Source organism: Nostoc sp. FACHB-280 (assembly GCF_014697615.1).
Lineage (GTDB): Bacteria > Cyanobacteriota > Cyanobacteriia > Cyanobacteriales > Nostocaceae > Nostoc_B.
Genome location: NZ_JACJSD010000038.1, coordinates 23,250 through 37,218, shown reverse-complemented (window position 1 = coordinate 37,218; position 13,969 = coordinate 23,250). Strand labels below are relative to the sequence as shown.

At 38.8% G+C, this 13,969-nt stretch carries 16 protein-coding genes; all 16 read left to right on the top strand.

Annotated features, from left to right (window positions below; genetic code table 11):
• Positions 1-71: 71 nt before the first annotated feature.
• The 16 genes from H6G75_RS23760 (at position 72) to dnaN (ending at position 13,960) form a co-directional block, all read left to right on the top strand.
• Entirely contained in the window at positions 72-2,792 is a 2,721-nt protein-coding gene (locus H6G75_RS23760) for a DEAD/DEAH box helicase (RefSeq protein ID WP_190982409.1), read from the top strand.
• A 101-nt stretch (positions 2,793-2,893) separates the two neighbouring features.
• A complete protein-coding gene (locus tag H6G75_RS23755; protein ID WP_190982408.1) occupies positions 2,894-3,640 on the top strand; it encodes a hypothetical protein in 747 nt (248 codons plus the stop codon).
• Between the two features lie 28 nt (positions 3,641-3,668).
• Positions 3,669-3,884 (top strand): hypothetical protein, encoded by a 216-nt coding sequence (locus tag H6G75_RS23750; RefSeq protein WP_190982407.1) that lies wholly within the window; start codon positions 3,669-3,671, stop codon positions 3,882-3,884.
• Positions 3,885-3,960: 76 nt separating this feature from the next.
• Positions 3,961-4,959, top strand: a complete 999-nt coding sequence (locus H6G75_RS23745; RefSeq protein WP_190982406.1) for a bifunctional DNA primase/polymerase — start codon at positions 3,961-3,963, stop codon at positions 4,957-4,959.
• Between the two features lie 2 nt (positions 4,960-4,961).
• Positions 4,962-5,444, top strand: coding sequence for a hypothetical protein (locus tag H6G75_RS23740; protein ID WP_190982405.1), 483 nt, complete (start codon positions 4,962-4,964; stop codon positions 5,442-5,444).
• A gap of 4 nt (positions 5,445-5,448) precedes the next feature.
• Positions 5,449-5,871, top strand: coding sequence for a hypothetical protein (locus tag H6G75_RS23735; RefSeq protein ID WP_073600871.1), 423 nt, complete (start codon positions 5,449-5,451; stop codon positions 5,869-5,871).
• 43 nt (positions 5,872-5,914) lie between these two features.
• Positions 5,915-6,643, top strand: a complete 729-nt coding sequence (locus H6G75_RS23730) for a hypothetical protein (RefSeq protein WP_190982404.1) — start codon at positions 5,915-5,917, stop codon at positions 6,641-6,643.
• Positions 6,640-7,362 (top strand): prokaryotic E2 ligase family D protein, encoded by a 723-nt coding sequence (locus tag H6G75_RS23725; RefSeq protein WP_190982403.1) that lies wholly within the window; start codon positions 6,640-6,642, stop codon positions 7,360-7,362. Before H6G75_RS23730 ends, H6G75_RS23725 begins: the two co-directional genes overlap by 4 nt.
• Positions 7,363-7,364: 2 nt before the next feature.
• A complete protein-coding gene (locus tag H6G75_RS23720) occupies positions 7,365-7,961 on the top strand; it encodes a Mov34/MPN/PAD-1 family protein (protein ID WP_190982402.1) in 597 nt (198 codons plus the stop codon).
• Positions 7,949-8,806 carry a ThiF family adenylyltransferase gene (locus H6G75_RS23715; RefSeq protein WP_190982401.1) on the top strand — a complete coding sequence of 286 codons (858 nt, stop codon included), beginning with the start codon at positions 7,949-7,951 and terminating at the stop codon, positions 8,804-8,806. Before H6G75_RS23720 ends, H6G75_RS23715 begins: the two co-directional genes overlap by 13 nt.
• Before the next feature lie 44 nt (positions 8,807-8,850).
• Positions 8,851-9,534: a hypothetical protein gene (locus H6G75_RS23710; protein ID WP_190982400.1), complete on the top strand. Its 684-nt coding sequence runs from the start codon at positions 8,851-8,853 to the stop codon at positions 9,532-9,534.
• Positions 9,531-9,878 carry a hypothetical protein gene (locus tag H6G75_RS23705; RefSeq protein ID WP_073600877.1) on the top strand — a complete coding sequence of 116 codons (348 nt, stop codon included), beginning with the start codon at positions 9,531-9,533 and terminating at the stop codon, positions 9,876-9,878. Before H6G75_RS23710 ends, H6G75_RS23705 begins: the two co-directional genes overlap by 4 nt.
• Positions 9,841-10,896: an SAM-dependent DNA methyltransferase gene (locus H6G75_RS23700; RefSeq protein ID WP_242051625.1), complete on the top strand. Its 1,056-nt coding sequence runs from the start codon at positions 9,841-9,843 to the stop codon at positions 10,894-10,896. Before H6G75_RS23705 ends, H6G75_RS23700 begins: the two co-directional genes overlap by 38 nt.
• A 220-nt stretch (positions 10,897-11,116) precedes the next feature.
• Positions 11,117-11,332, top strand: a complete 216-nt coding sequence (locus H6G75_RS23695) for a hypothetical protein (RefSeq protein ID WP_190982399.1) — start codon at positions 11,117-11,119, stop codon at positions 11,330-11,332.
• A gap of 184 nt (positions 11,333-11,516) precedes the next feature.
• On the top strand, positions 11,517-12,509 hold the full coding sequence (locus tag H6G75_RS23690; protein ID WP_190592078.1) for a DUF5895 domain-containing protein: 993 nt from the start codon (positions 11,517-11,519) through the stop codon (positions 12,507-12,509).
• 80 nt (positions 12,510-12,589) lie between these two features.
• Positions 12,590-13,960 carry a DNA polymerase III subunit beta gene (gene dnaN / locus H6G75_RS23685; RefSeq protein WP_190982398.1) on the top strand — a complete coding sequence of 457 codons (1,371 nt, stop codon included), beginning with the start codon at positions 12,590-12,592 and terminating at the stop codon, positions 13,958-13,960.
• Positions 13,961-13,969 lie beyond the last annotated feature (9 nt).

The following is a 13,969-nucleotide window of genomic DNA, read 5'->3' as shown; positions in this document are numbered from 1 at the left end:
GTATAGCAATAACCAAAACCACTACTTTGGACTAACGCCTACCTGCTAAAACAGCAAGTAGGTATCTTTTTATGAACCAGCCTGAATGGTTAGAAGCAAACAAGCAGGTTTATTCTAAAGAACATGGTGTTATACATATCGCCGCCATCATTGAGAAAAACCTTTACTTTAAAAAGGGTAGTTTAAACCAAATTATTTTCGACTGGGAGCATGAAGTCAATAGCGGTAATTTATTACCTCTAAACCAAGCACCAACAGGTAAAAGCATTCTCTACCAAGAGATAGCTGCTATTCTTGACGGCTCAGGAAAATTACAAAGCTGTGAAGTAATTCCCGCTCAAAAAGCTAAACTTTATCCCATCCCAGATGATATTCACCCTCTAGTTAAACTGGCCCTAAGTAAGTCAGGAATCACCCAACTATACTCTCATCAAGTCGAGGCATGGCAAGCTTACAAAAAAGGAGAAGATATAATTCTCCAAACTCCTACCAGCAGTGGTAAAAGTATTTCTTTTCTCATTCCAGTCATTCATGAGTGTCTAAAGGGTAAATCAGCTTTAGTATTCTTTAACTTGAAAGCACTAGCATTTGACCAGGTAGAGAAAATACGTTCCTTTGTTAGCCACTTAGATGAAAATATTCGTCCCCAAATTCTCAATATTAATGGAGATATTCCTCCCCAAGAGCGCAAACAACTTTACAGCAATCAACCTTCAATTTTATGCGTGACTCCTGATGTATGGAACCACGAGCTAAACAACTACCAATTCGATTCCAACTGGGGATTTAGAGAAACAATCAGAAAACTTTCAATCATTGTCTGTGACGAAATGCACTTTTATCAAGGCATATTTGGTTCGCATTTTGCACTACTTAATCGGCGAACTCAACTCATGATAGAATCTGTCGGCAATGATATTTCAAAATTACAATACATCTTCGCTTCTGCAACAATTAGTAACAGCAGCGAAATTGCCCAGAAGATATCTAATCGAGAAGAACAAAGTAACCTTGCTATTATTGACCAAAGTGGGGCAAAACGCTCGGAGATTACTTTTATTAGTCTCAAACCACGGAACAATACATTTTACCAAACTGCCCAAGTCGCAGCTATGCTCGTAAGTAAAGGCATCGTCGGGATTTGTTTCTGCGATAGTAGGGAACTGGTTAAGGTTTTAACTAATGCCATACGTAAAGCTTTAATCGAGATGCAACTGCCCCATCTGGGAGAAACTATCTCAGCATTTTATGGGAGCATGAAGGCAAATCAGCGTAACAAAATTATTGCAGATATACAAAGCGGGAAGGTCAAGTTCATTATATCCACAAGTGCTTTGGAGGCGGGTTTAGATATTGGGTCTATTGATGCAACTATCGTACATAGTTACCCTGGCTCAATTCTTGCCTTTCGCCAAAGGGGAGGACGTGCAGGGAGGCAGGAAGCAGGACTATTGGTGTTTATTCCGTCGAAAAGGTCGATTATGGATTCTTACTACGCCAATTACCCAGAACGCCTTTTATCTGATCCTCCAGAAATTATCAACTTTAACCACAATTATGAAACAACTTTGGAGCAGCATATTCTCGCTTGTTGCAAAGAAAGTAAACCGACACAAGCTCAAATTGCCCAACATTTTGGTAGTTCTGGTAATGCGATCGCCCGACAGTTAATCGGTAATAATCAACTGATATTCAGCTACAATCAAAGACTGACAACTAATCGAAATCTCGGTTATGTCCACTCAAAAATTAAAGTCAGAGGCAACACTGACCAAAACATCAGTTATATCAATCAAGATAGCGCGGAAGAGTTTGAGGAAAGTTCGGCATCTTCTGCACTAAGAGAAGTTTACCCTGGTGCCATATATCTTGCTCAAGATTTTGATGGCAACCCCGTACAATATAAATCACAAGAGCTAAATTTAACCGAAGGAAAAGCAATTCTCAAGCCAATTGAAGCAACCAACTTATTTAGTCGTCCCGAAGGAAGCCTAAATTTCGAGGAAATCAAAATTGCAGGGGAAGCCAAAATTATCAATCTTTCCCAAGGGGCTACTAGATTTACACCTGTTTTAGCCAAAATCAAAGAAGAAGTTTACGGGTACAACTTGTACAGACTGGAACAAAAATGGACTTGCACTAATAACAGATGTCGCAATTTCAATTTAAACTTACCTGGACACTTACAAACTTGCTCTGCTTGTAAAACCCAACTGATTGAACGAGAATCTGTCGAACTTTTGGAGGAAAATAAATACGAAGAATCACTTGCTCTTAACTACAATACATTCTGCGTTAGGGTTGAAATTAACGCTGATGCAAGAAAATATTTTTCAGTTGTGGTCAAAAATCACAGAAAAGAGATACTTAATAAACAGAAATATATTACCAATGAGGAGAAACAACTATTTGAAAGCAATGAAACCCAAATTTGCGTTCATACTCTCGCTCATCACCTTATACTCAGTTTACCACTTGTCGAACATGGAGCAAACAGTCGAGATATAGATTTCATGTTAGTAGAAGTGCCGTCTAATACTAAGATAGTTGGCTATTTCTTTGATACTTGTGAACATGGTACAGGTATGTGCGATACCCTCATCAAATATTTAGAGACTGCCTTTATTAAAGCAAAGTTTCTAGTCGATAATTGTCCTTGTAAATACGGCTGCTCTTCTTTTACAACAATTCAACGCTGCCCTGATGATAACAAAGCACTGTTTAAATCAGTTGGGTTATCTCTACTAGAGGAAATAATCAATCCTACACAGACAAGAACTATTAATCAATAACTAAGATACTCCTATCCAGCTTGGGTAGGATTATCTTTTCAGTAATAAAACCACATACATCGCTTACGCGCAAGATTGATGAAAGTTTATGATAATAAGCGATGTACGTCGAACTATTAGCCGATTCAAGTCCGAACCCCAAACGGTTTCAAATTCTCCACGCACCAACATATCTACTTCTAGAAACAAATTTCCAAATAGGAGATTTTGTCGAGTCTAACAATATTGATTTTATTATAAATTATGCTGTTAATCTAGGGTATCAGGTGAAAATAACCCATCCTGAAATCCCACAATACAATGAATATCCTCTTCCCAAAATTAGTGATGAACTAGCTGATTTGATAATTAATTATCCATCAGACTTAAAACTGCGAACTAATGGGATGGTTTTTGAACAAAGGGCATATTTAATGTCTAAGGTTTACGATGAAGTGTGTCAAAACCTTGAATCAAAAGCTCTTTTAAGAGAAGCAGAGTATTGGCTGATAAATTACGCACGAGAAGTAATTGCCAAACAATGTCATTACTTACCAGATATCCTAATGAAATTAGATAATCCAACTGTGAGAGCAATGGCAATAGATACACTCATGCTCTGGCAACCAGATTGGAACAAGGCTATCTCTCAATATAGAGGAAGTAGATTTGAGGCTGGCAATAATGAATTTGAGGTTATCAGCTACTATCACAATCAAAAAAAGAAGGGTAGGGAGGGGATAATGGTACTGTGCAAGGTAACAAAAACTATGAATAACTATCTTGAATTTCCCACATTTCCTTGCAATGCAAACTGTACTCTTGGGACTTATCAAGTCGAAAATGCACTTAACAAAAGGTTAGCTTAAAACATAATCGCCATCTGAAATATTAATCATGGACGAGCAACAAATCAACTATTTAATAACAGGTATTTGTACGTTTCACTGGAATGCTGATTTTCATAAATTCTGTCAAGTTTGCAACTTTGACCCTAACGACACCTATTCAAAAGAGAAATGGCAGCAGTGGCAACAATTTGTATCCGGTATTAAAGCGTTTGACCAAAATACACTTGTTAAGCTAGTTGAAGCTGGCCATCAATTAGCATGACAGTCATAATCTCAAACCACTACGGTCACTAACGCACTCGTGCATGAATTATCGAAATAATTAGCCACATGAATTCATGCACGCCCAAATCCGTCATTTGGTATCTTCGCTTGACAACCTACCCGAAGAATGGCGAATCGTTCCTACCTTTGGTAAACGTCCTTTAGGGAAAGAATGGGAAAAAAACACTTACTCTCCCAAAGAACTACAAACTGAACTCATCCGCCGTCGGCTAAAAGTTTGGACAAATAACAGATTTATCACACCCACTGGTGTAGCTTTGGTATGCGGTTTTAATCATCCTCAAGGGTACTTAGTAGCTATTGACTGCGATGGGGAAACATCCTGGCGACACATCATCCAAATTAACGAACATTCTGAACCAGAAGAACTCAACCAGCTAACACCCGCCGAAACACGCGATACTCCTACGGAATCGTTACACAATCGCGCTCAAAAATATCTCCCTCCCACAATTGCATTTACCTCTGGGAGGAAATATCGCAGCCAACGCTTATACCTCATCCCAAATTCAAAAGCTTGCGATGTCAAATCTCGCAAAATCAAAACTGGGAAGGACGAACACCTGGAGTTTCGAGGCAAAAACCTAGCTTCAATTCTTCCCCCATCCTTTCACCCAGAAGGTAGAAATTACAGATGGCTTCCCGGCTGTAGTCCATCTGAACGCCAAATAGAAATAGCTCCCGATTGGGTAATTGCCCAAATGCTTGCCAAACAGGAGAAAACAAGAAAGTTTAACCTACCCAAAGAAAAATATAACCGCAGATATGGGGTAGACAGGTACGCTCATTTAATTCCGTCAATAGAAACCAATATTCAAACCGCACTTGTACTACTCGAAGTCATCCACCCTCGGTTTGCAGATGACTACCATTCGTGGATTCAAGTCGGGATGGCACTCAAGAGTGTTAGTCCCATTTTATTTAAAGCATGGGACACCTGGAGCCAACTTTCTCCTAAGTACAAACCAGGCGAATGCGCCTACAAATGGCAGTCTTTTAACAAGACAGGTATCACTATCCGCACCTTATTTAGATTAGCCAATCTCTCTTAATCATGAGTAATCAAACATCACCTGACGAGAATGTAACTGGCTTTGAAGATAACTATAGCAGTAAAGATTTCAATCCTGATATTCAGGACGATCTAAATTCAGAAGAAACATTAGATGAATCAGTAAATACTGAAGTTATAAGTCAAGATTCATCTAGCGGGATAACTTTTACCAAAACCGCCATAATAACAATTCAGTTAACACCAAATTCTGAAAAAGCAATTGTCTCAGTTGGAATTCAAGATGCACCTCCAATCATAAAGATAATTCCTCTAGCTGAGATTAAATCTCAGCCTATCATAAATAACTGGCTAAATGATTTAGAAAAATCTCTCCCGGAAATGCTAAATATCTGCAAACAAAGGATGGAAAAGCAGACTACAGAGCAGAATCGACAGGAACAATCAAAACAAGTACAAAAGCGTAACCTACCTGAAGATAAAGATAAAAAACCTACACCTAACAACCAACTGTCACTATTTTAATACCATGAAGTACATTGCTATTATCGAAGGACAAGAAATTCCTCTTGATGAGGCGATCGCCCAGGATGACAATACCCTCAAAACAGCGATTAGCGTCTACTTTCCAGAGTATGCTAATGCCGAAATTGAACGACAAACAACTGATGATACAGTTTCAATTCGTTTGGTGAAAAAAGCTGGTACTAAAGGAAGTCTATTTAGAGAATTGAACAACTGTTTTGAAGAAATAAATCCTGCACTAAAGTTAGGATGGCAGATAAAGCTTCTAGAGATAAACAGTCAAATTAGTCTCGAAAATTTAATTACCTTACAACCTGAGATAGATAAAGCTATCAAGCTCGGTCAATCTTGGGAAACCTATAGCGAAAAAGTTGCTCAAAACCTTAAACAGCAACCCGCTATTAGGAGTAAATATCCTGTACTGTAATCACAAATCTATAGCCGCTATAACTCGTAGCGGCTGATTCATTATGCTTGGCAATATCTACTCATTCAAAATACCCATTACTTGTATAACAGCAGTTAATTATCTAGAAAATCTTTCCGAACGAGTTAATATCTTGAGTCTGTATCAAAGATTATTTCCAGAAAAATGGTTAGAATCAACCATACCTATTAATAAACAATCACATCCATCAAGTGCTTACCTAGATAGAGAAATTGAATTTATTAACCTAGTGAATGAAAATTTATTCCCAATAGAATATATAGATGAAATCGAGTTTAATTCCGAACGTGATAGTATTCTAGTTTCACCACAAAGACTTGAATGGTGGAATGAAGATTTTGAGGAACTGGTATACTCGGAGAAGTTCCTACTTTCATTGATGGGGCAAGGGTACAATATCAGCCAATGGAAAATAAATTTTGGTTTTACTCCTGACTACATTGCTCCAGCAGAAGGAATTTATTTTGAGAAATTTGTAAAGTTGTGTCGTCGTTACAAAAGTCCCCTGCAATATTTAGATATAGCCATACGAATTATAGATTACTCAACTGAAAATATTTGGCTAGATATTACGTGTGAAACAAGCGATTGGCTGGAATGGACTTATGAGAATATCGTATTTCTCGCTCAAAAGTGGCAAGAAGCCGTCTCGATGATAGAGAAATCAAATGAGGTTAGCCATTTGTTAGAAACATCTCTTTCTGCTCGAAAAGCAGCAGTAAAAATTTGGAACCAAGCATCAAAAGCATGAATGTAGATACAAATATATTACCGATAATTAACTTAGAAAATGTCTCCCAAATCCTGCTTGCCAATATTCCCCAAGATGATTTACTAGGGCAGTTAATTATCCTCAAAGGACAGTTTATTCTAGTCGAACGCGAAGGCAAAGAGTCTAAATACAAATTCTTGTCTCCTGAAGCAGTAGAGAAAGCCTTCACAAGTAAAACTGCCGCATCTGGATGGCTTTCTAGCAACACGATTTGGTGGGGTAAAAATCCAGAGGGAGAGGCCATTATTCAGTTTTACTCTCCCCAAAAATATCAAATTCAAATTATAGGACAGGAACCTGAAGTAATTACTGTACCAATGCCTGCATTCTTATTTGCTGGATGCGGTAGTAGATATTACCTGTGGGCAGTTAAAGGGAGGGTATTTAAACCAGACGCACAACTGTACAAGCCTCCTCTACCTAACGTTTGGGACGACTCTAGTATTTGCTTTGGGGGAAATTCTCTCAGTATGTGCAGTGCTGCAATCATAAGCCAAGTCTGGGATCTGTTCTGGAAATCACCTTTTAACAAGGATTTGTCTCAAGGCAAGTCAAAAACTCATCCCGATAATATCTGCAATCAGCTAATCAAATTGCACGAATCTAAAGCTAAATCCTACCCTTCAAGTGACCTTGTTCCCGTTCATAGCTGGAAAGTCACAACCCCAGAAGACATTATCAATCATTTGTTTAGTTAACCATGAATCCTTTTATCGGTTATCACCTTGCTACAAGTAATAACTTTCCTCCCTACAGTCAAAAACTCCAGGAATACTGGCTGGCAGCAAATGGGCTTTTCTTGCGATCGCACCGCCGCGAGTTAGAGGTTTGCTTGCAACTAACTCAAACTCAAGTGGCTGGACTCCAACCCCTTGAACCCTACTTTCGTCTGAAAGTCCCAAAAGTCCCCAGTCAAGCGATCGCTGAGATTATCAATGCTGCTAGTATCAACCCCCAACAGGAAATCCTATTCTACTTGGGAGTGACAAATAACCAATGGTGGTGTCACACACCACTGCAAACCGCGTCCTCTACTCATGTCTTATCTTTAGAAAGCGCACTTGATAAAAGCTATACAGAAAGCTTGGTGGAAATGCACAGTCATGGAACTCTAGCTGCTTATCCTTCAAGTGCAGACAATCAAGAAGAAAAAGGCAAATTTCGAGTGTTCGCGATTATTGGCACGCTGAATACCATTCCCACAATTTATACTCGTATCGGGATATACAATCACTTTTTCGACATTAGCCCCAATCAAATATTTGAACTGCCGCCACAGGTAAAATGCTTGAATTAACTACTTACCAACAAGCTTTACCCGTCTTACCTCGCAATCATACTCGTATCAACTTCGTCTTAGTAGGAGTAGGAGGAACAGGCGGGTTTCTTGCAGAAGATTTATGTCGAATTCTTCTGCAACTCCAGCGCACTAGGAAAGAAATTAACTTTGCGATCGTTGATGGTGATACTGTCGAACTCAAAAATATCAGCCGCCAAAATTATCAACAAGCTGAAATTGGGCTACCAAAGGCAGAAACACTGGCTGCAAGATGCAGTGCCAAGTATGGAATAGAAATTACAGCCGTTTGCGACTGGTTTGAAGAAGACATGATTCGCACGGCCAGTTGGTGGAATACCCTAACGGTAATTATTGGCTGTGTAGATAACAGCACAGCCAGGAGCAAAATTCACTCTGTTCTCAAAATAAACAGTGCAAATGAGCCAGCATCGCTATTTTGGCTGGATTGTGGAAACAGCAACTACTCTGGACAAATAGTAATTGGAACGCACTCTAATTTTGATATAGTCCAAGCTTCCAATAACCCAGACAAACCTCAATTTTGGTTACATCTTCCCTCCCCGGTGCTGGTTCACCCAGAACTGCTAGTTCCTCAGCCAGAAGAACTTAGCGACAACAACCTTTCATGTGCAGAAATTCAAGCACGGAATTATCAATCACTATTCGTCAATAAAATGACAAGTGCGATCGCAGCCCAGTATTTACTAGAATTAACCCTCACTGGGGGGTTGAAAAAGTTCGCCAGTTATTTTGACCTCAAAGCAATGTCAACCCGAAGTTTATATACAAGCATCAACCAACTTAAAAAATACTATAATCCGCAGCTAAATTACCACAAATAGCTTACGCATATATATCCCAAAAACTAAATTTGGGATATATTTTCATGAATCGTTTTAATCACAAAACACTTGAACTAGTTGAACAGAATCCAGAATGTTTATCAACGATAAATTATCGTAATCTAACTGTCAAAAGTGAATCTGAAGTTGCTGGCGGTCAGTTTCACCTCATTATGCAACAAATTGGGTTAGGGCTACCAGTGGAAGCTTTATTGAAGGCATACCCCCAAATTAATAACTGGGTCGATAAGGTAAAACCTTTTCTAAATATTCCTGGCAACAAACAATGGAACGCCCAACTTCAATATTTATATCACGATATTCTTCTCTACAGCGAGTGCGACCTCATTATCTACGGTGAAAATCAAGTAGTTGGGTTTGACTGGACAATTCAAAAACCTCCGAAATTTGAAATTATTGAGAGCAAATGGCAAACTCAACTGAGGTTATTTCTCCTATACGAACAAACTGGAATACCATTGGAGCAAATTAGCCTGGTTTACTTGTTCGTTAATACTGATAGTATTTACCAGTTTACTTATTCTGAAGATAAACATTTGAATTTCAAAGCCCGACTAGAAGAAACACTCGCTCCTTTTGTAGAAGACGATAAAGAGAAAAAACTTTTAACCCAAAAAATGACTCCTCAAGAAGCACATGATAAATGGCTAGCAAAAGAAATATCAACTATGGAATATTTAGCAGCAATTCCTGAAGTTGAAATATGAATCCAACAGAATTAAATATCACGAAAATCGAACTCACTCCTAACAGTGGTTGGACGCTCAATATTCTCTCGTGTCGGGTAGCGACTATTACTGACCCCTTGGGAAATAGAAAAACCAGCTATTTCGGGTTCGATACCAAAGAACAAGCCGAAAAGTTTAGAGATTGGCTTGTCAGAAAAAACAAATGTAGTAGTGCAGTTATCCGTCACTCAGAACGATTAGCTACTGAATGGGAGGTAAAAGCTTGGAATGTACCAACCTCCCTAATTCTTGAATGCGCCGTCAAAGATTTAAAGGAATCAAGTAATGCAACTATCTCTACTAAATCTACCCTACAACGATGATAATTCACCCATAGCAGATATTTTTAATATTCCTAACTTAGAAAAAGCAGAATTCCTCCGTAATTTAGCTGCTTCCATGCAGTCAACAATCGACCAAAAGAAAAATCCTGCTATTGGAAATCAAAGGGCGACAAAGCGTCGTAAAACTATAGCTCAAGGGATCATCCAAGAAGGAATTGAACTTGAGATTATCCAGTCTTGGTTATTTGCGATCGCACAAATGTGGGAAGTAGGAAATATCCCACCAATACTACGCGGTATATCTCACAAATCGCAAGTAGAAGCCCTATTTAGAATTTTCCAAATGGGAGAAACAATTCAGAAAGTCCAAGAAAAATTGGCAGGCGAATATTACCGAGACTGGGTAAAGTCTTTGAGTCGCGCCGGATTACATACACCAAGCGAAATCATATCCGCAATAACAGAAATTCAACGGGTAGTAAAACCTGAAGCAATTGATACTACCAAGCAACTACTCAATAAGCTTGAGTTAGAAATCATTGGGATGAAAGATGGAGATTTCTTCCCTACTCCTAAACTAGTCTGTCAACGGCTTGTTCAACTGGCAGATATTAAACCAAATTGGCAAATTTTAGAGCCTAGTGCTGGTAGTGGAAATATTGCTGAGTATATCACTGATACCTATCCTAATGTTCAACTAGAGGTGGTTGAGATTAATTACGATTTACGACAAATTCTAGAACTCAAAGGATTTAATCTCGTAGGGAAAAATTTTCTGGAGTTTAACCCCAGTCATTTGTACAATGCCTGTATCATGAATCCTCCATTTTGTGAACTTGTCCAACATATCTACCAGGCTTGGAAGTTACTCGTACCGGGTGGTGTATTAGTTTCAGTTATACCTGAATCAGTTTTCTTCAATCGTAAGTACAAAACCTTCAAAGGCTGGCTACAAGCCAATAATAGCTATGTGGAAATGGTAGATAAAGATGCCTTCTTGAGTTCAAATAATCCTACAAACGTAGCTACCAGAATCATTAAACTCATTAAACCATAGTGTACTACAAGTGTATGGCATACTGCCAAATTGATCAAACTAAATATGTCACGTATATTTTCCCTATATGGGGACAATATATGAGATACAAAATCCTTACACAGCAAGAGTTAGAAGTAGCACTTAATAAGTGCAAGCTTGCTGGTTGGAAGGTCAGTAATATCACCAAACTTAGTAATAAAATGCTTGAAATTAAACCCCAACGAACAAGGAGATAAATATGGCAATTGAAACTATTGCTTCTTATAGATTTATTCCTGGTAAAGACAGTCAAATAACCAGTTATGGATCTCCTGAAGAACAAACAGTCGCAATTCATAATTCAAGCATGGCATCTGTGTCACTGACTTTCACAACTGAAAACACATCTGTTCTTAGACAAATTATCATCAGTCTTCAGCAAATATACCAGACACTTATAAATACTAAAAACTGAAATTATTCAGGGAGATACTTCCATTGACAGCTTTACAGACTTAAGGGGAAAGTGTGATGAAAAGTTCATCTAAATAACTAAGCATCAATCAATCTTTCAAGTCGTCTTAACAACAGACGACTTTTATTTTTTACAACGACTTTTTGCTTTACGCATTAAAGATTGATTTCAATTAATTAAAATTATGCCAAAAAGTCAAACAAAGCCTACTAATTCTGCTACTGAAGAAAGCACAGTATCCCAGTCTGAACCCCCTGAACAAACAGTTCAAAATAGTACAAAAATACAAAAGCGTAAATTAGCTATTTCTAAATTTGCAAATCCTGAGTACAATGCGCCGATTAGTAATATCTGCATCTGCCAAGTAATCAATCACATGGAAGCAGAAAAAGTCGGGTTGTTTATCAAAGATAAATACTTAGCAGCAATTAACTGGCAAGGACAAGAACCTACACACAAGCACACCTTCTCTAGTGGCACGCCAGAAATGGGAGTGTTGTTGCAATCGCCCAGGATGCACATTCTTGATGTTTCTCCCAGATATATTGAACAGCGCGATGACGGCAAAATTGTAGGAGTGTACGAATCACCTGATGGGTACGAAATGTACCAAGCACTTGGCAAAGATGCCGCAGTATTGAGAAGGTTCTACTTATTGCAGCTTGTTGATGAAAATAATCATAACCTGCACTCAGTACCAATTGTCTTATCAATTAAAGGCGTTGCATCATCAAAATTTGGCGAGGCTTATAAACAGTTCCAACGCGAACTAGAGGTTGCATTCGCCCGATTTACTGATACAACTGTTGCTGAAAAACGTGCAGAGTTTCATCGCCTCGGTGTATTTCAACCCACCTTTACGCCATCTCTTGAACCTAAAGAAGCAGTCAATCAAAGAGATAAATCTTGGGTAGCAGTTGTCACTTCCTATAAATCACCAAACCCCGATGGCAGCGATTTTCTCGAATTCTTCTCAGAAGGCAAAGAAATCGATATCCAAACAACAATGCAGGCAAACCCCGAATTCTCTCACCGCATCGGTAAAACATCAACTGTTGTAGCAGAACATAATCGCCTGGTAGGTGCGGCTGATATGCCAGTAGCAGCACTTCCTCCTAGTACAGCAGGTCAAGCTTATACAGCATACAGTACTGAGATGGAAGAACTGCCCTACTAAAAAAAACTATCTCATGTAACCGAAAAGGGTGCTATTTCTAGCACCCGTTAAAACATCATCTACTAAAAGCAAAATAACAAATGAAACTAAACATTGAACAATCTAAACTCGCAGAAATTCTAGAAACCGCTTATCTCGCAATTAGTCCTAAACCTACTGACCCAATTTTAGGAAATATCTTACTGATAGCAAATGAAGATGGGATGGTATCAGCAACAGGAACAAACCTTAACCTCACAATTCATACTACAACGACGGCTAATGTAGAAACTTCAGGTCAGGTAGCACTACCAGCCAAACTATTAACTGACACTATTAACAATGTCAGAGGAGAAATTACCTTAGAGGTAGAAAACCAAGCCTGCATAATTACTCACAATAGCGGTAAATGCCGTCTGATTGGTGGAAAACCTGACGAGTTTCCAACTCTTCCCAAGGGAGAAAATCCAATAGAAGTAAATTTAAGTGCCAAGAAACTCCAAGCTGCACTTGAAGGGACACTCTATTGCACCAATGGTGACGAAACAAAGTTAGTTTTAACTGGTGTCAACTTCAAAATTGATACCAATAAGTGGCAAGCTGCTAGTACAAATGGTCACAAATTAGCATTAGTCACAGGAACACTTGATAGCGAATATTCTGACCCAATTGACTTTACTGTTCCAGGTAAGTCACTTGGCGAGTTAAACAAAATTCTCTCTCAAAGTGCCGATACAAGCGTGTGCAATATTCTTCTATCAAATAAAACTATTGAGTTTAGTCTTCCTAATACAAAGGTCATTTCCCGACTTTTAGAGGGAGAATACCCCAAAATCAATAGTTTGATTCCCAGAACATTTGAGTATGAATTTACATTAGAACGCAAGGGATTTGAGAGCGCACTGAAGCGGGTAAGTTATCTAGCCGAACGCAAGCAAAAGGTTGTCAAAATTCTCTGGGAATTGGAAGCTACACAGGCAACACTATACACTGAAGCTACTGATATCGGGGATGCAGTTGACTCGGTACTGATGAAACCAGCAACTAGTCATTCAGAAAACATCAGTATTGGATTAAATATCGATTACCTTCTCGAAGGATTAAAGCACATCAGTACTGATGAAATCGTGGTGCGGTGTAACAAACCCACGCAACCAGTTATTATCTGCCCGATGGGAGGACTGCTCAATCAGCTGTATCTGGTAATGCCTGTAGAAATTAAGCAGGGGTTTGAAAATAAATCCACCCCAAGCAAAACGACAACAGCAGAGAAAACTCCTGAAGCATTAGAAACAACAGAAACTACTGTAGTAGCCGAACTAGAAGAAGCCATAAATAATACTCAGACTTCTCAAACGGAAAGCAATGGTGAAACCTCGGAAGTAGAGACATCAACAGCTGAGGCCAAAGCTAGTAACAAAAGTAAGCCAAGTTCGCGTACACGAGCCAAGAAAGAGGCTGCTTCTGTATAAAAGCAAACT